The organism is Candidatus Ozemobacteraceae bacterium, from assembly GCA_035373905.1.
GTDB lineage: Bacteria > Muiribacteriota > Ozemobacteria > Ozemobacterales > Ozemobacteraceae > MWAR01.
This window is the reverse complement of the sequence record DAOSOK010000028.1, coordinates 47,475-69,321: the sequence shown is the minus strand read 5'-3', so window position 1 is coordinate 69,321 and position 21,847 is coordinate 47,475. Positions and strand designations below refer to the sequence as shown.

The window sequence follows — 21,847 nt, the reverse complement described above, 5'->3', positions numbered from 1 at the left end:
GGCCCCGGTCATTTTCCCGGGGCCGTTTTTACACCACTTCCTGGGACTTTATCCAAGTGAATACAGCCATGGGTGGGCATGTAACGAAGTTGAACGAAGCTGAACCAATATGTTCAACTTGCCAGTATGAAGTTGAACTTCGACGAAACAAGAGAAGTTCGATTCATGGGGGTGTTCGTTTTTTTCAGTGTGTCAAAATGCATGAAAAAAACCTGCAATTTCTGCAAAAGTCGGAAAAAGTGTCAAAATAACTCGTCCCTCACCAAACCAGCCCCCAATCAAAAGAAGAGGCCATTTTCTGTTGACTCAATTTCTGTCAATCTGCTCGAAAAAGGATAGGAAATGCAAGGATCAGAAGCAGGAGGGAGATCCCGGCAAACACGGGAAAATCGCTCCATGACCTGGAACAGCAAAACAACAGGAACCCGCAAAGAGCGATGGATTCGAACAGAGCGCAGGTGATCACGGTTTCGGCACGAATATGAAGGGCAATCTGGAGCGGTGACGCATCGGGCGAAACCTTTCGGAAACACTTGAACAGATAGGAGAGCATGACCGCCAGAGGGATGTACGAGTAACCGAGAACCCGCAGAATCGAGTACAGTTTGCTCCCCTCGGGAATCGGGGCCACGAGATTCCCTATTAGGAGGGCGAACCCCTCAAAATGCCTTGCGAAAAGGGCAAGAATGAAAAAAAGAAGGACAAAACCGATACATGAAGCCCCAATGACGATGTTCGTTGTCATCTCTTTTTCGAGGTCGAAAGACACGGTGGAAGTCATAGTATCCCCCTCCCAAGATGATACAAAGCGCTGAGCCTGAAGTTACGAGACGAAGTTCTTTCCTAGGAAGGATACTTGAACCACCGAGCGCCGCGTAACAGATTTTATTCTGGAATTCGAATTCGGGGGACGTGATACAGATTTCCAGGCCAACGCGAGAAACTGATCCTGATAGACGGGGCCACGATCCCCCGCTTTACGGGAGAAGGATTCAGGGCGCCCAAAGACTTCCACGGAGAACCGCTCGAAACCGAGTAGAAGAGAGATTTCTTCCCTTTCCCCCCCGCCGGTCGCCCAAGGGACCAGGCCGGCGGCTTTTTGCTCTTCCCAAAATGGCCCCTCGGATTTCCAACCGAACCGACGCAGGAAATGCCTTTCATTTCAGTCTTCCGGCCGGTCTGTCGAAGAGGGGCCATATCCGACAAACCGGCTGAGGGGTCACCGGTGACGAGGAAGCACCGCCTGACTCCTGTTATTGATTCCTGCAGAATGAAAGCCACCCGTTCGCCCTGAGCCTGTCGAAGCGCGAAATGAGGAAGCATCTGCAAGTGGCTGTTCGTGCTTCGACAAGCTCAGCACGAACGGAGACACGAAGCTGGTTTTGATATGCAGGACTCAATGAGAAAACGGCGTGGCAATAGCCCCTGAAAAGATGAAGATCAGCGAGTCTCGTGGACTTCTTGAAAGCGAATTTTTTGATGGTAGAGTTTCATCGCCCTGCGTACCGAATCGAGAGCAAGGTCTTCAGGGCAGAGTTCTTGGCGAAACCGCTCTACGTTTTCCATTCGTTCGACTGCCCCGATGAAGGCATGAACGCGGCTAGGCTTATCTTTTCTCTGGCGTGTCCCACAGGTGAATTTGTTGCCAACAACGTAGGTTCCATCCGGATTCTTTTTGTAGCCGTTGTAGGTTCCACCAACGGCATAGGTTCCGTCGGGGTTCTTCTGCCATCCGTCGTACGCTCCGCCGCACACATAGAACCCATCTGGATTCACTTGCCAACCATTGTAGGCCCCACCGCACACGAAGGTTCCATCGGGATTCTTTTGCCACCCGTCATACGCGCCGCCGACAACGTAGGAACCATCTGGATTTCTGTGATACCCGTTATACGCTCCACCACAAACATAGGTTCCGTCAGGATTTTTCATCCAGCCATCGTAAGCCCCTCCCAAGACATACCCTCCGTCCGGGTTTCGCTTGTGACCGTTGAAAGCGCCGCCGCAGACAAATGTTCCGTCCGGATTTTTTTGATAGCCGTCGTAAGCACCGCCACACACGTAGGTTCCATCCGGATTTTCTTGGTAGCCATCATAGGCACCACCGCACACATACGTTCCATCAGGGTTCTTTTGCCAACTATCATAGCCGGTTGGACCAGCCTTACTGATTGTTGCAAAGGCAAGAAAACAAGCGACAAAGCTAACGATAGCTTCTTTCACACGCATTTTGGGGGCCATCAAACTTTCTCCTTCCTTGGTTTTATGCGGAATTCGAATTCGGGGGACGTGATACAGATTTCCAGGCCAACGCGAGAAACTGGTATCACGTCCCCGGAACGAGACAAGTGAACGACCGGGCGGCCTCCGCTGTGGGGGTGGCCGCCCGGTCGGGTCTTGCAGGGGATGTGCCTCAGGGAAGCTGGTGGGCCGTGACGAAGGGAAGGCGGGCGCGCAGGAGGTTTTCGGCCAGGCTGCCGATCGCGGCGAAGGAACCGCCCTTGGCGGAGAAAGCGCGGGCGATGACGAGCGCCTGCTGGATGTCGTCGGTGGAATCGAGGGCGTTGATCTCGTTGGCGACCGCGGCGCGCGTCTTCTTCTGGCCGGCCAGGGCTGCCTGGAACTCGGGAGAGTGCTTCGGCGTCTCGGGCCCCATCAGGGAATACAGGTATTCATCCGCCTGGACGGCGGCGGTCAGGACCTTGGTGAACTGGGCGCCGTCGAGGGAAAACGCGGGGGAGATCACGCCAATCGTGAGGACCGCAAGCAACAGCATGACAAACCGGTTCATGAATTTTTCTCCTGTCTGAAATTCGTCGGTGATGGTTGGGCGTGTAAAAAAGCAGGATTCATGCCATGTGCTTCTACCGGGATGAATCCGTGAAAAAGGCCCTGCCGGAATGGTTTCCCCGCAGCCGCCGGCGATTCTCCCGTTTCCCGGGCGCCGGAATTTCGTACCCCGGCCGCCGGCTTTTCGGCAGGGAGGCGTCGAATTCGGGGAAAATGAAAAGAACCGCTTTTCAGCGGTTCTTCATGAGAGCGAATAGCCCCAGGGGGACTCGAACCCCCGCTCTCAGCCTTGAGAGGGCTGCGTGTTAGCCGGTTACACCATGGGGCCAAAAAACGTTACAGCGGCTGGGGAGCAGGGACTCGAACCCCAATAGGCAGATCCAGAGTCTGCAGTCCTACCATTAGACGACTCCCCAATGGACGTTTCTGATGGTAACACGCATCGATTGCCAAGTCAAGAGACTTTTTGAAAAAAACGACGCGTCGGGCCGGAAGGGCGTGCGGCGGTCACGTGGCAGCCGTTTCAGGGGAAAGCGGGTTCTTGGGGGTGGCAACGGATCCGTTCTGCGCCGGGCGTTTCTGGGTCGGTCTCGTAAGAAGCGCGTGGTACAGGAACACCGCGCACGGAACGCCGAGCAGGAGACCCCATATTCCGAAGAAATACTCGGAGAACACCAGGATGCTTACGGCCACGAAGGGGTGGAGTGACAGATGGCCGCCGACGATCCGGGGATTCAGGATATAGGCCTCTATAAAATGAATGATCGTGATCAGGATGGCGCTGTAGAAGACGAGGATGAAGCCGTCGGCCTTGTAGGCAAGCAGGCAAATCGGGGCGCTCGAGATGAACACGCCCAGGACGGGGATAAAGCTGCAGACGAAAACGAAGACGCTCAGGAACAGCTTGCTCGGGATGCCGAGAAACGTCAGACCGATAAGGGTGAGAAACGTGTTCACCCAGGCGATGATGATCTGGGCCTCGAACGCCCGCCCCACGATATCGCCGAACTCCTGAAGGCGGGGGGCGAGAATGCGATACACCGTGCGGAGACGGGTGCTCTCGAGGCCTCGCACTTCCCGAGAGAAGCGCTCGAAGTCCCAGAGGATGAGAAAGCTGAATATAACGGCAAGTATAAAATGGAACGAAATCCGGAATATGTCCTGGATGAACAGGGTGAACCGCTGGAGCATCTTCCCGAACCATTCCTTGAAGCCCTCTTCGACTCCGGCGCCCTGGATGAACCCGGCGAGATCCTCATCCTGCATCAGCCCCTTGATCTGCTGGATGACCTTGTCCTTCGTCTCGGGAATTTCCTTGTACATGATCTTGCCTTCCTGGTAAACCTTCGGAATGACGATCATGCCCATCGTCGTCATGATGATCGCGAGAATGAGATACACCTCGAGAACGACGGCCCAGCGCGGCCACTGGATGCGCGCATGCAGATAGTTGACCAGGGAATTCAGCGTGTATGCCAGGATGAACGTCAGGAAGATCAGCGAGAGGAAATTCGACAGGTAATAAATGATCGCGGCGAACCCGGTCCAGGTGAGAACGGTCCGGATCTGCCTCCAATACCGCGCAAACCACGTTTTCTGGTCATCCGGGATGCGGGGGGGCGGGGCTTGATTCGGCTCTGGAACAGGCAGGGCTTCCGTGGTCATTCGCGTCTCCGGCTGTAGGCGATCTGGTTTTCCCACCACCCGTCGAGAACGCCTGCCCGGGCGAGAGCGCGCAGCCTGTCGCGCGCGGAAGGCGCGATCGGTTCGGCGACTTTGTCGGCCCAGCGGGCGCCGGCGAGCGGCATGAAGGTGTGCATGTGAATGCGGACCCCGTAATCATGGACCAACCGCTCCATGAACGTCAAGAGCTCGTCCTGCTGCTCGGGCGTTTCACCCGGCATTCCGATGATGAAATCGACGTGGGCGCGGAACCGGAACTCGCGGAGCAGTTCGATGGCCCGGACCGCCTGCTCGATCGTGTGACCTCTTCCGATGCTTCGAAGCCGGCTGTCAAACGGCGACTGGATGCCCATGACGATGGTGTTGTTCGAAAGGAAGGGGCGGACCAGTTCGAGCACCTCGCGCGTGACGAAGTCGGGCCGCACTTCCGACGGGAACGAGCCGAGGCTGATCTCGGGAACCCCGATGCGCTTGAGCCCGCTCAGAAGCGCGTGCAGGGCCTCGAGGTTCGCCGTGCGCCCGTCGGTCGAGCCGTAGGCGAACGCGTTCGAGGCCAGGAACTTGATGCGCTTGCGGGCCGTCGCATGCCGGAGATACGCCGAGGCGATCTCGAGAACGCGCGCGACGCTCCGGTGGCGGAGCGTCCCCTTGTGAAGCGCGGGCACGGCGCAGAACGCGCACCCGTAGATGCAGCCGCGACTCAACTCGATCGGAGGAAGATAGCCCGCGATGGGGTGGAACCCCGGATACCGGTCGAGATCGACCCGGCCGGGCGGCGTGGAGTGAAGTCCGGTCGGCTGTTTCCCGTCGAGCCATTGGACCAGGAGTTGGGGGAAGAGTTCTTCGCCTTCGCCAGCCAGGATGAGGTCGAAGCCCATCTCTTCGACGGCCGGAGTATTGAGAGTCGCCTCGGCACCCCCGGCCCAGATGTCGACGGCGCGGCCGTTTTCCCCGACGAGCGACCGGACGTTTCGCAGTTCGGCGCTGACGGCGTCCTTGTGTGGCATCATGAACGAGTAGAGCAGCAGGACGCGGCCGGCGAGGAGCTCCGGGGGCGGCGGGGCATCGCTTTCCCAAAGAACTGGTCGGATTTTTGCGAGAGTCGTTTCCGGGCAGGCGCCCAGAAGCGCGCCGAAGCTGACGCGGTTGTAGTTGTGCGTGCGAAGGATGAGGGTGTGTGATGAGTATTCGGCAGTCATGCGCCGACATTCTAGCACTCGAGGCGCCGGAACGGAAGGATGTGCGCGTCTGAAGCCTCTTTGGAGGGCTGAGGGCACGGGTACGCAATTTGCGACATAAAAGGCGAAAGAAAACGGAGGGATGCCCATGACAAAGCTGCTGAATCGAATCGTCCTCCTGGTCGTGGTGTTGTTGCCCCTGGCGTCTGCCGCGTTTGCCGGCAGTCTCGCCGACGAGTTCATCGGGCTGGGCCGCGTCTACGAGCGCGAACTCATCACCGATTTCGAATCCGGCATTCGCAGTGAGATCAACGTGCGCGTGCGCGAAGCCGACCTTACGAACAAGCTGCTGGCCGACGAGACCGAGCTGAACCTGGTCGCCGCCCGCGCCGCCGAGCTCGAGTCCGGCATGCGGGCCCGCCTGATCGGCCGGCTCCAGTTCGAGATCAGCCAGGAAGGGCGCGCGAGCCTGAATGGCGTTCTGCAGCTGTTCCTGGCCGCCCACGGGGACGATGCCTCCGTCGCCCGCGGCAAGAAGATCGCGATCATCTACGGGCGCGAAGTCGACATGCGCGACGGCGAGTGGCACGAAACCCCTGAGGGCAAGCGCTACTGGACCAGCAACGAATACCCCGACATCGTCCTCAGCCCCGCCGAATACCGCCGCTACCTCTCGACCGCCCACAACGTGCCGGACTGAACCCGAAGTTGCTGAAAAACCGGCGGCCCGATCGACCCTGATCGGGCCGTTGTTGTTTCCGGCGTTTTTCGGCCTCGCCCCTGAATTTTTCAGACCGCGCGTACACCTGTTGACTTTGAAGGCGTGTTGCGGTAGAATATCCGCACGTTCCCGCCGGGATGGTGGAACTGGTAGACACATACGTTTGAGGGGCGTATGGCTCACGCCGTGCGGGTTCAAGTCCCGCTCCCGGCACTGTTTTACCCCTGACGGCACCCAACTTGGGTGCCGTTTTTCTTTATGCGCGATTCAGAATTTCTGGCGGCCGCCGTTCCCGGGCTCGAGATCGGAATTCCGCCCGCCCTGCTCTCGTTCTTCCTGATGTCGCTGGTTCTTCCCGTCGGCGTCATCGCCTCTTCACGGCTATTTTTCCGGACACGCTCTGAAACCGAAGGCTGAACAGGAACATCAAGAACGCATTTGCAGATAGTGGCCAGATGAAACGCGGATGAAGAAGAAAAAGCGGAAGCCCTGATTTTGACTCGGTCGGCGAATCGTGCTATGCTGACAGTCCGCCCTGTTTTTTCCGGCTGTGATTTGTATCGAGTATTGGCTCCTCGTATGAGGGCCGTTCCCAGGGCGCCGGAGTTCTGGAAAAATCGAGTATGGAGTAGCACGGGATGCAACACAGGTCGTCGCGCTTTTTCACGCTGCTGATCCTCGTTTCGTTTGTCTTCCTGTTTCAAGCCTCTTCCCTTTTTTCGGCTTCATCCGCCTCCCTGGCTTCAGGCCTTCACACGGGCAATGCGCAACTGCGCGTGACGTTTCTGGACGTCGGGCAGGGCGATGCCATCCTGATCAGGACCCGGGAGAAAACCATTCTCATCGATGCCGGGAACGATGTCGATCATGCAGCCGAAGACATCATTCTTCCCTTCCTGGAAGCAGCAGGAATCGAGAAAATCGATACCGCCGTCATCACTCATGCGCATCGCGACCATTTCGGAGGGTTTCTCACGCTCGTCGAAGCGCTTCCGATCGGGGAATTCATCTACTCGACGGAGTCTACCGTCGTTTCCCCGGGCGACCCCGAAGCGACGAAAGGCGACGATGTTTTGTACAAGCGCCTGTTCAGAGCCATCCGCGAAAAAAACATTCCTCTGAAGAAGGCCCGGATGTCGGATTCGTTCAACTGGGGATCGCAGGTGCATGTCGACCTCCTGCACGCGGATCACCCCCATCCGGCGCCCGCTCCCGGCCAGCCGGCCCTGACGGCGAACGATACGTCGCTGGTGTTCAAGGTCACCACCGGGAAAATCGGGTATCTGTTCACGGGCGATGCCACGGCCCTCGTTGAGCGCGAAATGATCGCGGAACACCCCGCCTGTTTCCCCTTGACGGTCCTCAAGGTCGGGCATCACGGCAGCAAAACCTCTTCCACCAACGCCTTTCTGAATGCCGCCAGGCCGGATTATGCCGTGTTCTCGGTGGGAATCAGCAACTCCTACAATCACCCGTCTCCGGAGGTTCTCGAACGGTATGCCAGCCGCGACGTGAAGATCCTGAGAACCGACCACGACGGAACCGTCGATTCCAGAACCGACGGCAGTGTCGTGACATTCTCGAGCACCCAGAATGGAATGGGACTGCGGAATATCCTCGCCATGCTCGACAAAGCCGAGATGCCGTATGGAATCAGCGTCGCAGCGAGCAGACACGAAGCGGTGAACGCCCTGGTGCTCAATTCGATGAAGCAGTTCGTTGCGCAGGGGCGGTTTGATGACCTTGCCGACATCTTTGGCGGTGCGGCTTCACCGGCCGTCGATCAGGCGAAAGCCTCTCTGGAAACTTTCCTGAAGTTCCGCCGGCTGCACGGCGAAGCGTCCGGGGCCGAACGGGATCTTTCTGCCTTCTGAATGGCGTCGAAAGCGCGAAGCGCGGTGTGACCCCATTGCGAACTGCGCATGCGAAAAGCCCTCGGATTGATACCGTGGAGTCTGAATCGTCGAACATGCCGTTCGCCCTGCGTGATCGAGGGGCGAGAGACAATTCGTGCTCCGACGGGGCCTTTACGAACGGAGCGTGAAGGGGCCGTGGCGGAGGCGTGGAAGAGCAGCGGGTCAGGCGGGGAGAGGGTTACTCTTCGTCCTGCGACGGGAACAGAGCTTCCACCTGTTTACGGAGAGAACGTTTTTCCGTGCCCGTCGGGGCCATCAGCCACGTGTCGATGAGCTTGAACGCCTCGGGGTCGCGGGCGAGGTCGAGATGGTTCTTGTAGATGACGGACTTCGCGAGTAGCCTGGCGCCGCGCTTCAGGATGCCTTTCGTCCAGACGGCGGATTCGACGAAGAGAAGGCCGTCGTACGGGGCGGAAAACGTCTCGTAGGGGGTTGGCGTGTAGCCCAGCACCGGCAGTTTGAGCGAAAGGTAGGGGTTGTTCCCGGCGAGGACGCAGAGGCGTACCGACGGATCGATGCCCTTTTCCTCGAGACGGTAGATCAGCCGGTCGCCGGCCTCGATGGCCTTGTCGATGCCGCGCGACTCGAGGGCGAGAGAGGCGCCGCCGTGATACAGGGCGAGGGCGCTCGCCCCGGCGTCGGCGGTCGCGCTTTCAATGCCGAGCGGTATATTTCCGTCGCGGACGAGGTTGAACAGCAGCTGTGACTGGCCGGGCCAGTAGTTCTTCGAGTCGCTGAAGACGGTCCGGTCATGGACGTTTTTCCATGTGCCGTTGATGAGCATTTTCGAAGCGCCCAGCGGGGCGTTTCCCGGGTTCAGCGCGATGTGCAGGTTGTACCCGTAATACCGATATGGGGTGTCGATGCCGCGCATCGGCGAGGCGATGGCGATGTATTTGCGAACGTCTTTCCGGAACGGGGTCAGGAACGTGAGATTGGGGAAGATGGCTCTCGCGTCGGAGCAGTAGAGGCGGGCGGCCACGTTTCCTTTCGAGTGGGCGATGATGTCGACCTTGAAATCGGGATCTTTCTCGCGGCCGAGGAGGATGCGGATGCGGCGGATGGCGTTTGCGATCTGCTCGGCCTGCATGATGTTGTCGCCCTGTCCGTGGGCGAATGTGATGGCGAAGACGGAATACCCGAGATCGGCGAGACGGCAGGCGAACCCGACCTTGTCGGGCGGGAGCGTCTGAAGGCTGCCGGACATGTCGTAGGGGTGAATCCAGCCGCGGTTGGCGTTGTCGACGGAGCCGTGAACCAAGAGGACCGGGGTGGGGAAGGTTCTTTTCGAATAGTCGCGGAAGCAGTGCAGGAGGAACCGGTTCGAGTGGGGCGTCTTGTCGCCGCCGAACCATCGGACGATCCGGGGATCGGTCTGCACGCCCTCGGGGGCAAACGCCTCGTGTTTGAAGCCGGGGTGGCGGTCGATGAGGCGTTCGACGCGTTCCCAGGGGGCGGCCATGGCCCCGGTGAAAACTTCGAGGGGTTCGGTGTCGAACTGGCTGGAGGCAACGACCGGAAAAGCGGGGAAAAATGAGAGAAACAAGCCGAAAACACCGAAGAAAAGGCATGCACACGAATGCCGAATGTTCGGACGTTTCTGCTTCATACTCAAATTCCTTGCCCTGCGCTAAATCTCCCTCAATGGTATGGGGTGAGAGGAAATGTGTCAATGGGCAAGATGAAGAAAAGTTGTACACATAAAGCCAAATTGTGCGTTCACGTTCGTGCTGAACCTGTCGGGGCACGAGAGATTCTCGCAGGATTCAAGAACGTGTCATTCTTTTTTGGGGTCGACCTGGATGAACCCCATTCCCTTCACGGGAGCGCCCGTCGTGTCGACGGCCGTGATGTCGATCACGTAGTTTCCGACCGTCGTCGCCGTGCCCGAGACGAGCGCGCCAAACTGGTTGCTGCCGTCGACAGCCCCTTCGGCGTAGGTGACGAGGGCGATGCCGGGCGGCAGGCCGGAGACCGCGTATTCGTAGGTCTTCGTGCCGTAGATGCCCGTCAGGGGCGAGCCGCCCCGCGCCTGGCAGATCAGCTGGTTGAAGGTGTCGCCGACGCGCAGGTAGGCGACGCCCGTTTCGACCCAGTAGCCGGCGCGGCTGACCGAGATGACGACGTCGGCCTGCGCCTCGGCGCCGTCGGCATCCTTGACGAACAGCGTGACCGAGTGACTTCCGAGTCGGTCGGGAGCGCCCATGAGATACGCGAGGCGGTTGCGGTCGACCCGCAGGTCGAGGCCGGGCGGAAGCCCCGTCACGGTGAACTCGTAGGGGGCCCTGCCGGCGAGGGGAACGGCGAACAGGGTCGAAACCTGCTGATCGAAGGTGAAGTGCATCTGCGTAAGGCAGGAAATCGACAGTCCCGGGACGATCGTCATGACGGAAAACGCCGAGAAAGCGGTCCCGGACGCGTCCGTGACGGTGAACGTGATCGTCGCCACGCCTGTCGCGACGGGCGTGCCGCCGACGAAGCCGGTCGATGTCCCCAGACCGAAGCCTTCAGGAAGCCCCGATGCTGTGAACGTGTAGGGCGGAACGCCGTCGACCGCTTCGAGCTTGAAATACGAGTAGATGTTCTGCGCCGCGTGAATCGCCGCCGGCGCATACAGCCTCAGCGGGTCGGGTTCGCTTGCCACGGCCGGCGCCGCCAGGGGGATGGCTTCCGTCGCGAGACCAGAGCCATCGGCGGAACCGTCGGCGGAAAGCCCGGATATCTGCACCGAGGCGAGTCGGGACGAACTGCCGCCACCGCCGCACCCATGAAACGTCATGGCGGCGAGAAGCGCCGCCAGAAAAAAGACGATCCTCGACATCCCCCGGCCCCGGATTCCCATGACAACCCCTTTTCCGCCTGACAACAGGCCTGCCGGTTCCTGCCGCCGGCTTCAGCACCGTCTATCGGCATGAATCGGACAATCCCTGAGAAAGGGAATGAATCCCCCCGGACGAAGGCGCGAATCCGGAATGTAATCCGGGGTGCAATGCGGTGTCATGATGTGGCCGGAATCTTGTATGCGTTCTGTGACTGGTGTGACGTATGTGGTTGATGAGGCTTATGAGGGGCGGGTCTGAGATCCGCCCCGTAACGCGCCCCGATGCAGGTAAGGAATATAATCATATAAATATATTATATCCATGATATGATTTCGCCCCCCCTCCTTCGTAATCGTCGTTGGGCTGTCGAAAAAAACATGACACTTGACAATGCGACAGTAAATGTCATATTTAGAGTATGGATAAACGGTATTCGATCGGCGAAGTTGCAGAGATGACAGGGGTCCCGCGCCGCACCATCCGCTTTTACGTGCAGCAGGGGCTCCTCGCTCCCCCCTGCGGGGCAGGCCGGGGGCATTTCTATACCGATGAACATATAAAACGCCTCGCCGAGATTCGCGCCCTTCAGGAAGGGGGCCTTGCCCTGAGAGATATCGCGGCCCGCCTCTCCGAAGGGAAGGGGGAAACCGCGGTTCGCGACGCCGCCGTGCCGCTGATGGCCGCCGAGCCCTGGATGCGCTTCCTCATGGCGCCGGGGTGCGAAATTCACCTGCAGGCCGGTGTCTGCCGCATGACGGCATCGAGATACGAGCGTCTGCAGCACGCCATCCGGAGCATCTTTCCGGAACTCGACCGTTCTACGCGGAACACGTGATCCGCGCCGGCACGTGCCGGCCGAAATGCCGTTCGCGCGGCTGAAGAAGAGGAGAAATCACCATGACCACGCACCAGCAGGAGAGTGACCGGGGAGTCATCGGCAAGAGCGGAGAGGCGGTTCCCCTGATCGGCTGCCGGCTTTCGGGGCGCCTGCAGGGGCGGGTGGGCGAGTGGTGCCTGACGCAGCGGTTCCGCAACATCGAAAAGAACGCCATCGAGGCGACGTATCTGTTTCCCCTGCCCGAAGAGGCCGCTGTGTGCGGATTCTCGATCCGTATCGGCGACCGCCTGATCGCGGGTTCCGTCGAAGAGCGCGAGAAGGCGTTCGAAACGTACGACGAGGCGATGGCCGAGGGCGACGGGGCGTTCCTTCTCGACCAGGAGCGGCCGAACGTTTTCCAGGTCAGCGTCGGCAATCTCCTCCCGGGCCAGGAGGTCCAGGTCGAGCTGCGGTTCATCCAGCTCGCGGCCTCAGAGCCGCGCGGCGTGCGGGTGATGATTCCGACCACCATCACTCCCCGGTACGCGCCGGGGCATCTTTCCGCCGAGGCGCTGGCCGAAATAGAACGCACCACGCCGCCATACGCGGCAAAGGTTCCCTACGGCCTCTCGCTCGATCTCGAGGCCGTCATGCCGTCGGCCGTCAAGGTCGTCGAATCGCCCTCGCATCCCCTTCGCGCCGAGATCGACGGCGCCACGGCCCGCATCGCGTTCGGCCAGCAGACGACCTCCCTCGATCGCGACCTGGTCATTCTGATCGAGACCGCCCAGGTCCTCGCCATGAGCGCGCTCGCCGCCGAACGGAACGGCCGTGAGCACCTCCTGGTCGAGTGCGTTCCCGAAGGGCGGCCAGTCGCGGCGCAGGAGCGGAAGACGGCCGTCTTTCTCGTCGACTGTTCCGGTTCCATGTGCGGGGAATCGATCGTTCAGGCCAGGCGGGCGGTCGAGCTGTGTCTGCGGGCGCTCCAGCCGGGTGACCGGTTCCAGATCGTCCGTTTCGGAAGCGACTGCCGGCCGATGACCGGTGAGCCGGTCGTGTTCAGCCAGGCCAGTCTCGACGCCGCTGTCGAGCAGGTTCGCGGCATCGAAGCCGATCTCGGCGGCACGGAGATTTTGGAAGCGCTGAAGAAGATCGAGAAGATGACCGGCAACGAGTCGTTCAGTCTTCTCGTCATGACCGACGGTGCGGTCAGCAACGAAGACGAGGTGCTTGCCTGGGCCGGCCGTCTCCGCAACCGGTGCAGGGTGTTCGCGTTCGGCATCGGGGCCGGTTCCAGCGAGTATCTGGTCAGGGGTATCGCCCGCCGTGGCGGCGGTGCTGCCGAGTTCATCCACCCCGGCGAGCGCATCGAACCGAAGGTTCTGCGCCAGTTCGCGAGGGTGGCGGCTCCGGTCGCGACCGATCTGGTCATCGACTGGGGCGTTTCGGGGGCCGAACCCGCGCCGCGCGATGTGCCGGCCGTGTTCGCCGGCGAATCCCTGCTGGTTGCCGCCCGTTTCAAAAAGGGCCAGACGCCGCCCGACGGCACCAGGGTGACGGTGCGCGGAAAAACGAAGACCGGTGAAGTCGCCTGGTCGGCCGAGATCCGTCGCTCGAAGCCCGAAGAAGGCGGGATTGCCGCCCTCTGGTGGGCGCGTCAGGCCATTCTCGAGCTCGAAGAGACGCATGACGTTCCCAGGGGCGGCTCACGCCAGAAGCGCGGTGTTCAGGAATCGTGGCTGAAAAAGGCGATCGAGATCTCCTGCGAATACGGCCTTCTCTGCAGCGGCACCAGTTTCGTCGCCGTCGAGGAGCGCGCGGCCGACGCCAGGGCCACGGGACAGACGGAACTGCGACGCGTGCCGGTCCAGATCACCAGCGGCTGGCATGGCGGTCATGCAATCCCTGGATTCGGCATGGCCGCGGGCATGAAGGGCATCGTCTGTTCTTACCTTGTGCAGCCTGCCACGCTCATGAATTCGATGGTCGACACCTGCTGCGCAAACATGTCCGCCGCGTTCGACGAAGCGACGGAGGATTCCGGCGGCAAAACCCGAAAGGCCAGGCGCGCCTCCTTCCCTGTCGGCGGTGAAGCGCAAAAAGAAATTATTGATACTATAAAATCAATAAATATTCTCATGCTGCAACAGGCGGAAGGCTGGTTCATTCTGGAAAACGCCCTCGCTGAGTTGGCCGGCCGATCGCTCGACGAACTGAAAAAATGGGCGCGCGAGTTGAACGTTCCCGGGGGTGTCGATGCTGCGAAGGTGCTTGCGACGGTTCTCGCGGTTCATCTCCTGCGTAAGAAAGCCGCTGCCGAGGAAGACCTCTGGTGCATCGGCGTCCGCAAGGCCGAAGCCCTGCTGGCCGGAACTCAGGTCGCCGGCCCAGCCGGCGCCGACCTCTTCGCCTGGATTTCCGGAAAACTCGGGTCTTGACTCGCCTTGCCCTGCCTTGTCGCAGGCACATCCCTTCCTGGCAATCGCTGAATCACAGAGAGCCTCCTGCTTCTCTGGGAAATACCAGCGTCTCATATGTTGGGCGACAAGTATCACGTAAAATATATATTGTATCCGCATCGACATGATCCCCCCGTTCGCCCTGAACCTGTCGAAGGGCGCGAGCATTTGTGCTTCGACAGGCTCAGCACGAACGGTATCGAGCATGCAAGTGATTGTCGTGTTACTTGTGAGAGGAGTAATAATGCTTGTCTCATATGTTAGGCGATAACTATCGCGTATGAAATATATTTTATGCGACCTGACATGATACAGCCGTTCGCCCTGAGCTTGTCGAAGGGCGAGAGCTTTCGTGCTTCGACAAGCTCAGCACGAACGAGGACACGAAGCTGGTTATTGATATGCAGGACTCAATACTTGTGAGAGGAGTAGGAACTGAGTTCTTTGTGCTCTGTTCCGTTGGCAATCGTATGATTCACCGCTGAGGCGCGGAACCGCTGAGGACACGTGCTGCTCTGCGCCTCCGTCGCTCATTCGTTGCTGCCGGATTGTTGAATGAGAAGCGTGGCGCCTGGCGAGTTGAGGTATACTTGTGTCGAGATTCGAGACAGCAGGAGAGAGGTCATGCATGCGTTTTTCAAGCCGGTGATGATCATCGCCGTTCTGTTCGGGCTGTTCGCCTATGTTTTCTTCAAGAGCGGAACGCTCGAAATCACGCAGGAAGATTTCATGGAGCGCGGGATGCCGATGAAGCGGACCGTGTTCACCACCCACTGGGACCGCTTCGGCGAGTATGTCAAAAACACGCCGGAACGCGTTTCGAAGTGGATTAACGACGTGAAGTGACGAGGGTCTTTCTGATCTCTTCGAGAGCCTCGGAGGTCTCCATGCCGTTGATGGTGACGCCGCCCACCGGCGAGATCCGGAGCTCCAGGCCGTTCGGAATCTGGTTCAGAACGGCCTCGAGATGGCGGTACCGCCCGGTCAGGAAGACGAACCGCTTGTTCGACGATCCAACCCAGGGACGGCTCTGATCGGCCTGCGCCTCGACAAACGGCCCGTCGATCAGCAGGTCGGTCGCCGCGAGCAGGCGGTCCCAAGCGGCGTCGCCCGCGGCGCGGATCCGTTCGAGCGTATACCCCGTGAACGTGACGACGGAGAGGCCTTTTTCGCGCAGCCGTTCCGCCAGTTCCGCGAGAGGGGCCGCCTGCGCGAACGGCTCGCCGCCGAGAAATGTAATGCCTTCTATATCATTCTCGCGTGACACCCTCTCGAACAGGTCGTCGACGGTCATCTCCGAGCCGCCTTCGAACGGCCACGTCTCCGGGTTGAAACAGCCTGCGCACCGGATCGGGCAGCCCTGCACCCAGATGCAGGCCCGCTCCCCCGGCCCCTCGACGGCCGTCCGGCCGATGAACGAATGAACCCGCAGTTTCATCATACAAAGATGATACCTCAGATTTTCCCGCCGAAGACTCCAGAAAAATCCCGCCGCCGAGACTCTTTCACCATTAGATAAAAAGAGCGATGCAACTATAGGGGCGGGTTTGAAACCCGCCCGGTGCAACGCAATAACGATGTCCTGGATTGACCCGGGAATGATTTCTGTGCACCATCTTCGTATTCCTGGGAAAGAAAACCGGGCCCGCCCGTGAGGCGGACCCGGTGGTGAAACGGGGCGGGAGGATTACTTCGAAACGGTTTCGAGGCCGAACTGGCGAAGCAGGGCATCCTCGTTGAAGGCCCGGCCGAGGAATGCCTGGATCTGCACGTTCTGGTCGGCGGTGCGGCCGGGGGCGAGGATCAGGTCGCGATACTTCTTCCCGGTGGCGCCGTCGAACACGCCGTTCTTCTCGAACTCGGTGAAGATGTCGGCCGAGATGGCGCGGGCCCAGAGATACCCGTAGTATCCGGCGTCATAGCCGCCCATCAGGTGGCCAAAGCTGGCCTGCGGATGCGTTCCGACGCTCTTGGGCGTCAGCATGTACTTGCGCTGGAGCCGGCCGTAGGTGATCGTGGTGTTTTTCAGATCGGTCGTATGGCAGGCCATATCGAACTTCGTGAGGAAGATCTGGCGCACGTTCACGAGGCCGGTGTCGAAGGTGCGGCTCTTGATGAGGCGGTCGATCATCGCGTCGGGCAGCTTCTCGGACGGGTTCTTCCAGTGGCCGGAGATGCGCTTGAGCACGTCCTTGTTCCAGGCCCAGTTCTCGAGGATGGTCGAGGGCACCTCGACGAAGTCGCGCGCGACGGCGGTTCCCGAGAACATGCCGTAGCGGGCCTTCGTGAAGATATTGTGGGTGACGTGACCGAACTCGTGGAACATCGTCTCGACGTCGTCGTGGGTCAGCAGCGAGGGCTGGCCGGCCGCGGGCCGGTTGAAGTTGCCGACGATGGCGCAAGCCGGCTTCTGATAGACGCCGCCCGGCAGCTCGCGGCCGCCGACCAGGCCGAAGCAGGCCTGATGCTTGTATTTCCCGTCGCGCGGGAACAGGTCGATGTAGAGATACCCGATGACCTCGCCGTTCTTCTCCTTCACGACGTAGGACATCACTTCCTCGTTCCAGACGGGAAGGGCCGCTTTTTCCATGATCACGTCGAAGACTTCGGCGTAGATGGCGAGCATGCCGTTCATGACGGTCTCGAGCGGGAAATACTGCTTCATCGCTTCCTTGTCGATGTTGAGCACCATCTTGCTGTACTGGTTGTTCCAGTAGCGCCACTGCCAGCCCATCAGGGGCTCGGTGGTGCGGATGCCGGCTTCTTTCGCACGAAGGGCGAGGCGGTCTCGCAGCTCGGCTTTCGCCTTGGGAAGCAGCTTGCCGTGCAGGCGGTCGAGGAACTCGGTGACCGTTTCGGGCTTCTTCGCCATGCGGTCGTCGAGCTGATATTCGGCGTGGTTCTTGTATCCGAGCAGTTCGGCGAGCTGCTGGCGGAGCCGGAGGCCCTCTTCGAGCAGCTGCACGTTGGTGTCGGCGCAGCGGTTGTTGAACTTGAACTCGAGCCGGCGACGGACGTCGTCGTTCTTCGCGTTGTCCATCATCGGGAAGTAGTCGGGGTAATTGAGGGTCACGACGAACCTGCCGTCGGTCGTGGTGGCGAGGCCAGCGATGAAATCCTCGGGAAGGCCTTCGAGCTCTTCCTTCGTGACCTCGAGCTGGTCCTTCCAGTCGCGGATGTTCTTCTCGAACTTGAGCTCGGTCGCGACGAGCTGCTGCTTCAGCTCCTTGTATGTCGCGAGGTCGGCTTCGGACAGCATGAGACCGTTGCGCTTGAACCCGAGCATGATGCGGTCGAGCAGAAACTGATCTTCATCGGAAAGCTGCGGCTTTGTCTGCGCGAACTCGTTGACGGCGTTGTACAGGTCGCGCCGGGTCATGATCTCGACGGTGTATTTGCTCGATTCCTCTTCGAGCGCCGCTGCCGCTTCGCGCACCGCGGCATCCTTCGAGACATACGACATGAAGATCGGAAGGGTGATGACGTCGCCGAAATCCGACAGGGCCGCTTCGAACGCCTTCACGGTGTTGTCGAACGTGCGTTTGCCGGCGGGGATCTTCACGATCTCCTCGAGGCGCGCGTCGAGCTCCTTGCGCGAGTCGGAGGCGACCTTCGCGACTTCTTCCTTCGTGAAATCGAACCGGGGGGCGAAGGGCATCCCCTCGACGTCCGCGAGCTGGACCTTGCAACCCTGGACGGGCTGGGCGGCCCTGGACTGTTCGGCGAAAGCCAGGCCGGCGCAGCAGACGACGGCCAGAACGGTGAGCAGAGAGCGTATCAACATGCCTGACTCCTTCATTTCCCATACATGGGTGATTTTTGCGGCGTTCATCGTATCACGCCCATGCGGCCGATGCACCCGCCCGTGCGGTTTCTTCCGGCGGACGGTTGCAAATCTGGGGCTGGCGTCGGATACTACGGCACGCGGAGGAGCGGATGAATACGAAAATCTGGAAAGCTGATGCGATGCTGCTGCTGACGGCCCTGGTCTGGGGCGCGGCGTTCGTCGCACAGCGCGTCGGCATGAACAGCGTCGGACCGTTCACGTTCAACGGCGTGCGGTTCCTGCTCGGCGCGCTCGCGCTTCTGCCGCTTGCCCGACACCAACGGAACGTCGCCCGGGCTGAAGGCGCCGGGGTCGATCTCGGGATGTCGCGGTATGTCAGGGCTTGCTGTATCGCCGGGGTTTTCCTGTTCGCCGGCGCCTCGCTTCAGCAGGTCGGCCTCGTCTGGACGACGGCCGGAAAAGCCGGGTTCATCACGGGGTTGTACGTGGTGTTCGTGCCGCTGTTCGGCTTGTTCGCGCACCATCGGCCGGACGCGTGGACCTGGTTTGGCGTGGTGCTGGCGGCCGTCGGCCTGTTCCTGCTGAGCGTCACCGAAGCGTTCACGATCGCGTTCGGCGACCTGCTGGAGCTGATCGGGGCAGTCTTCTGGGCCGGTCACGTTCTGCTGGTCGGCTGGTATGCGGCTCGGCTCGAGCCGATATCCTTCTCGATCGGCCAGTTCATCGTCTGCGGAATTCTCAGCCTGGCGACGGCCTTCTGGCGCGAATCCGTCACCCTCACCGGCCTGTCGGGAGGAGTCGTGCCGATCGCCTACGGCGGACTGATCTCGGTGGGCGTCGGGTATACGCTCCAGGTCATCGCGCAGAAAGACGCCCTGCCGGCGCATGCCGCGATCATCCTGAGCCTCGAAGCCGTGTTCGCCGCCTGGACGGGCCGGGTGCTGCTCGGGGAAATCATGTCCTGGCGCGCGACGGCCGGCTGCGCGCTGATGCTCGCGGGGTGCCTCCTGGCTCAGTTCGGACCTCTCCTGAAAAGAAGCCCGGCGGCCGACCCCGAAACCACCCGTTCGCCCTGAGTCTATCGAAGGGGCGAGAGCTTCACGTGCTTTGACAGGCTCGGCACGAACGGGAAGGAGAAAATGGCTTTTGTTCTGCAGAACTCAATAACCAGGCAGCCAACGCGCCTGCGAATATGCAGCGATGTTTATTCTATTGTAAAAGCTATTTTTCTACGCCGAAGGGGAAAGATGCGATCGGGGTGCCGTCGAGATACATTTCGAGACTGTAGGAACCGACCGGAAGCGGGTTTTCCAGTCTGAGATCGGGGCTGAGGTTGAAGATCCCGACCTCCTGCAGAAGCCCTTCGGCGGAGGTGATCTCGCCGGGGCCTTTTTCCGTTTCGAGAGCGCGCCAGATCCATTTCAGCCGGGTGCCCGGCACGATTCCCGATGTCCGCACGCTCAGATACAGATGCCGGTTTGCCGTCGTAAACCCCTTCACTTCCTCGCCAAGTTCTCCGTCTGTATCGGGGAGGTGGAGGGAATAATCGTAGATTTTGAAATCAGCCGGCTTGTCCATGACGCAGTAGTTTGTCGCCGCGACGGGTTTGCCGTTGATTGCGAGTTCGAACCGGTAGTATCCGACGGGGAAATCGCGCTCGAGCGTCAGCGACCCCTTGTACTCGTTCCCGACGAGGGCCGTTTCCGATGGGGACTCGGCGATGACCAGGTCGCGGCCGGCGGCGGTGTTCACCGAGATGAACTTCGCGACCGGCTTCAGAAGGCCCACCTTGAGCGACTTGAACCGCACCAGAACATGGTGCACGTGGTCGGAAGGATAAAACCAGGATGTCTCGTCGCCGGCTTCCCCTTTGCCGTTGTCGCGGTGCAGAACGATCTTTTCGACCTCCCATTCCGCCTCGGCTTCGGCGGGAACGGGGGGCGGCGCGGCGTGCGACGGAACGACGGACGACAAGGCCAGCAGCAGAAGCAGCAGAAGGGAAGCGGTGATGATGTGTCTCACAAGAACCTCCTCGATCCGGTGTGTGTCTATCGTCAGCATCATACATGAAAACGTCGCATTTCCAAACCTCCTCGACCTGCGTCATTCCCGACGCCTCGACGCTGGACAGAAATGACGCATCCGGAGCTCGAGACCGGGCCGGACGAACGGTGAATGTGGCGGGAAATGCGCTCTGAACGCGAGTTTTCGGGATGCCGCCGTGACGTGCGACATCCCGTGTACGGGCTGGCATGTCGGTTGCGCCGAAGCAACGGCATCGAATCAAAAATCGCGGCGATTGGAGGCGGGGTATGACAGAGAACACGTCGAATCAGGAGTTGCCGATGCAGCAGACGGATGCCGCGCAGAAGCCGGAACGTTCACGCGACGCCGGGGACGTGCGCCCGGAGAACACGGACGGCGTGCCGCCTTCCGGACATGCGGGAGACGGAGGTGAAGACGGCGGCTGGATGCGCCTGATCATCGACGCCAACCCGCTCTACCTGGTGAGCGTGCTGCTGATGATCGCGGGATTGTATCTGGTCAACGGCGCGGCGTCGGAAAACGCGGTCGGCGTCGGGACCGTCGCCGGTTTCTTCGGCGTGCAGAACGTCTACGAGATCGTCCTGGTGGCCATGGCGATCTACCTGCTCCGGACCGGCACGAACAGCCGGCACGGCAAACTGCTGCTCGTCTTCGTCATGGTGTTCCTGGCCGATCTCACGTTCTACCAGGTGCGCATCGCGGTGATGGACCGGTCATGGGGCTTCACCCTTTCCACGTTCTATCTTGTTCTCGGTGCGGCCAAGGTCTGGGCCGTTCTCACCTGGCTCGAGATCAAGGTGCGCTGGGAACGTCTCGTCTATCCGCTCATGGCGTTCGGCATGATATATTATTCTCCTAATTATATATACTCAGTCATGGATTCGACGGGAAGCGGCAATCCGGGAATGCCGTTTTCCGGCCAGGTGGACGTGTACATGATCTGGCTCGTCGCGGCCGCGATCCAGCTCCCGGTCATCGTCGCCAACTGGCGCAACAGCAGTCTCGAGGAAGCCGAGCCCAACCCGTATGTCGGCGACGCGACGACGTTTTCCTGGGCGCTCCTGCTGTTCCCCTTCGCGATCCTGCCGTTCCAGCTCGAAAAGAACGTGATGGCCGACGCGACCGCCGGAAACCCGGCGATCGGCAACCTGACCTTCGTCTATCTGCCGTATCTGCTCGCCGGCGTTTTTTTCTTCCAAAGTTTCTTCCGCACGCAGATCGCAAAGATGTACTCGATCAACACCTACGACGCCACGGTGCTGATCGGCCTGACGCTGTTCGCACTCTTCACCGCCAGGACGGACGAGATCGGCGGCGGTCTCTCGACCATCAACTGGTATCTCGTGTTCGGCGCCCACCTCGTCGTCGCATTCACCAGGCGGAACCTTTTCTGCGTCGGCTTTCTCGGCCTCGTCGCGGTCAGGTATTTCGGTCTCGGCATCAAGTCGGCCGCCGGCAATATCTATGACTATGGTCGTACCCTCTCGACGACGACCTGGGCGTCTCTCCTGATGATCGGTTCGTTCGTCAGCCTCGGCCTCGGATTCCTTCTCAGCCTCGGAACGAAGAACCTCCGGAAATCGTAGTCCCCCATCCCCTGTCTGCTTCAACCCCTTCAAGCGCACCCA

General features: G+C 60.3%; 18 protein-coding genes and 3 tRNA genes. 9 read left to right on the top strand and 12 right to left on the bottom strand.

The genetic code is table 11. The features are described from left to right. Positions 1 to 316: 316 nt before the first annotated feature. The 7 genes from PLU72_14185 to PLU72_14155 form a co-directional block, all read right to left on the bottom strand. Positions 317 to 769, bottom strand: coding sequence for a hypothetical protein (locus tag PLU72_14185; GenBank protein ID HOT29329.1), 453 nt, complete (start codon positions 767 to 769; stop codon positions 317 to 319). A gap of 671 nt (positions 770 to 1,440) precedes the next feature. Next, positions 1,441 to 2,241: a hypothetical protein gene (locus PLU72_14180; GenBank protein HOT29328.1), complete on the bottom strand. Its 801-nt coding sequence runs from the start codon at positions 2,239 to 2,241 to the stop codon at positions 1,441 to 1,443. A 172-nt stretch (positions 2,242 to 2,413) separates the two neighbouring features. Then, a complete protein-coding gene (locus PLU72_14175; protein ID HOT29327.1) occupies positions 2,414 to 2,791 on the bottom strand; it encodes a hypothetical protein in 378 nt (125 codons plus the stop codon). Positions 2,792 to 3,044: 253 nt separating this feature from the next. Next, positions 3,045 to 3,118, bottom strand: a tRNA-Glu gene (locus PLU72_14170). 17 nt (positions 3,119 to 3,135) lie between these two features. Next, positions 3,136 to 3,206 (bottom strand) — tRNA-Gln (locus tag PLU72_14165). Positions 3,207 to 3,297: 91 nt separating this feature from the next. Further along, positions 3,298 to 4,455: an AI-2E family transporter gene (locus PLU72_14160; protein HOT29326.1), complete on the bottom strand. Its 1,158-nt coding sequence runs from the start codon at positions 4,453 to 4,455 to the stop codon at positions 3,298 to 3,300. Then, complete coding sequence (locus PLU72_14155) at positions 4,452 to 5,672, bottom strand: TIGR04013 family B12-binding domain/radical SAM domain-containing protein (GenBank protein ID HOT29325.1); 1,221 nt, start codon at positions 5,670 to 5,672, stop codon at positions 4,452 to 4,454. Before PLU72_14155 ends, PLU72_14160 begins: the two co-directional genes overlap by 4 nt. Before the next feature lie 127 nt (positions 5,673 to 5,799). Between PLU72_14155 and PLU72_14150 the strand changes: the two genes are divergently transcribed. From PLU72_14150 to PLU72_14135, 4 genes are all read left to right on the top strand, one after another. Further along, a complete protein-coding gene (locus tag PLU72_14150; protein HOT29324.1) occupies positions 5,800 to 6,351 on the top strand; it encodes a hypothetical protein in 552 nt (183 codons plus the stop codon). A 152-nt stretch (positions 6,352 to 6,503) separates the two neighbouring features. After that, positions 6,504 to 6,585: transfer RNA gene (locus PLU72_14145), tRNA-Leu, on the top strand. A gap of 45 nt (positions 6,586 to 6,630) precedes the next feature. Beyond that, a complete protein-coding gene (locus PLU72_14140; protein ID HOT29323.1) occupies positions 6,631 to 6,789 on the top strand; it encodes a hypothetical protein in 159 nt (52 codons plus the stop codon). Positions 6,790 to 7,010: 221 nt separating this feature from the next. Further along, positions 7,011 to 8,246, top strand: a complete 1,236-nt coding sequence (locus tag PLU72_14135) for a ComEC/Rec2 family competence protein (GenBank protein HOT29322.1) — start codon at positions 7,011 to 7,013, stop codon at positions 8,244 to 8,246. A gap of 220 nt (positions 8,247 to 8,466) precedes the next feature. Here the strand turns inward: PLU72_14135 and PLU72_14130 are convergent, their stop codons facing one another. Next, complete coding sequence (locus tag PLU72_14130; protein HOT29321.1) at positions 8,467 to 9,834, bottom strand: hypothetical protein; 1,368 nt, start codon at positions 9,832 to 9,834, stop codon at positions 8,467 to 8,469. 231 nt (positions 9,835 to 10,065) lie between these two features. Next, the gene (locus tag PLU72_14125) at positions 10,066 to 11,130 is read right to left on the bottom strand and encodes a putative Ig domain-containing protein (protein ID HOT29320.1); all 1,065 of its coding nucleotides are present in this window, start codon (positions 11,128 to 11,130) and stop codon (positions 10,066 to 10,068) included. Positions 11,131 to 11,528: 398 nt separating this feature from the next. Between PLU72_14125 and PLU72_14120 the strand changes: the two genes are divergently transcribed. From PLU72_14120 to PLU72_14110, 3 genes are all read left to right on the top strand, one after another. Beyond that, positions 11,529 to 11,945 (top strand): MerR family transcriptional regulator, encoded by a 417-nt coding sequence (locus tag PLU72_14120; GenBank protein ID HOT29319.1) that lies wholly within the window; start codon positions 11,529 to 11,531, stop codon positions 11,943 to 11,945. Between the two features lie 62 nt (positions 11,946 to 12,007). Next, entirely contained in the window at positions 12,008 to 14,365 is a 2,358-nt protein-coding gene (locus PLU72_14115; GenBank protein ID HOT29318.1) for a VIT domain-containing protein, read from the top strand. Positions 14,366 to 15,010: 645 nt separating this feature from the next. After that, positions 15,011 to 15,232 (top strand): hypothetical protein, encoded by a 222-nt coding sequence (locus PLU72_14110; protein ID HOT29317.1) that lies wholly within the window; start codon positions 15,011 to 15,013, stop codon positions 15,230 to 15,232. Here PLU72_14110 and PLU72_14105 read toward each other — a convergent pair. Together PLU72_14105 and PLU72_14100 are read right to left on the bottom strand one after the other, a co-directional pair. Beyond that, the gene (locus tag PLU72_14105; GenBank protein HOT29316.1) at positions 15,216 to 15,824 is read right to left on the bottom strand and encodes a 4Fe-4S single cluster domain-containing protein; all 609 of its coding nucleotides are present in this window, start codon (positions 15,822 to 15,824) and stop codon (positions 15,216 to 15,218) included. The genes PLU72_14110 and PLU72_14105 overlap by 17 nt on opposite strands. A 249-nt stretch (positions 15,825 to 16,073) precedes the next feature. Beyond that, positions 16,074 to 18,170: a M3 family metallopeptidase gene (locus PLU72_14100; GenBank protein ID HOT29315.1), complete on the bottom strand. Its 2,097-nt coding sequence runs from the start codon at positions 18,168 to 18,170 to the stop codon at positions 16,074 to 16,076. Positions 18,171 to 18,322: 152 nt separating this feature from the next. Here PLU72_14100 and PLU72_14095 point away from each other — a divergent pair, with 152 nt between their 5' ends. Next, complete coding sequence (locus PLU72_14095) at positions 18,323 to 19,249, top strand: DMT family transporter (protein HOT29314.1); 927 nt, start codon at positions 18,323 to 18,325, stop codon at positions 19,247 to 19,249. 145 nt (positions 19,250 to 19,394) lie between these two features. Here PLU72_14095 and PLU72_14090 read toward each other — a convergent pair whose 3' ends face one another. After that, positions 19,395 to 20,195, bottom strand: coding sequence for a hypothetical protein (locus PLU72_14090; GenBank protein HOT29313.1), 801 nt, complete (start codon positions 20,193 to 20,195; stop codon positions 19,395 to 19,397). Positions 20,196 to 20,485: 290 nt separating this feature from the next. Between PLU72_14090 and PLU72_14085 the strand changes: the two genes are divergently transcribed. Further along, positions 20,486 to 21,805 carry a hypothetical protein gene (locus PLU72_14085; GenBank protein ID HOT29312.1) on the top strand — a complete coding sequence of 440 codons (1,320 nt, stop codon included), beginning with the start codon at positions 20,486 to 20,488 and terminating at the stop codon, positions 21,803 to 21,805. The last annotated feature ends 42 nt before the right edge of the window (positions 21,806 to 21,847 follow it).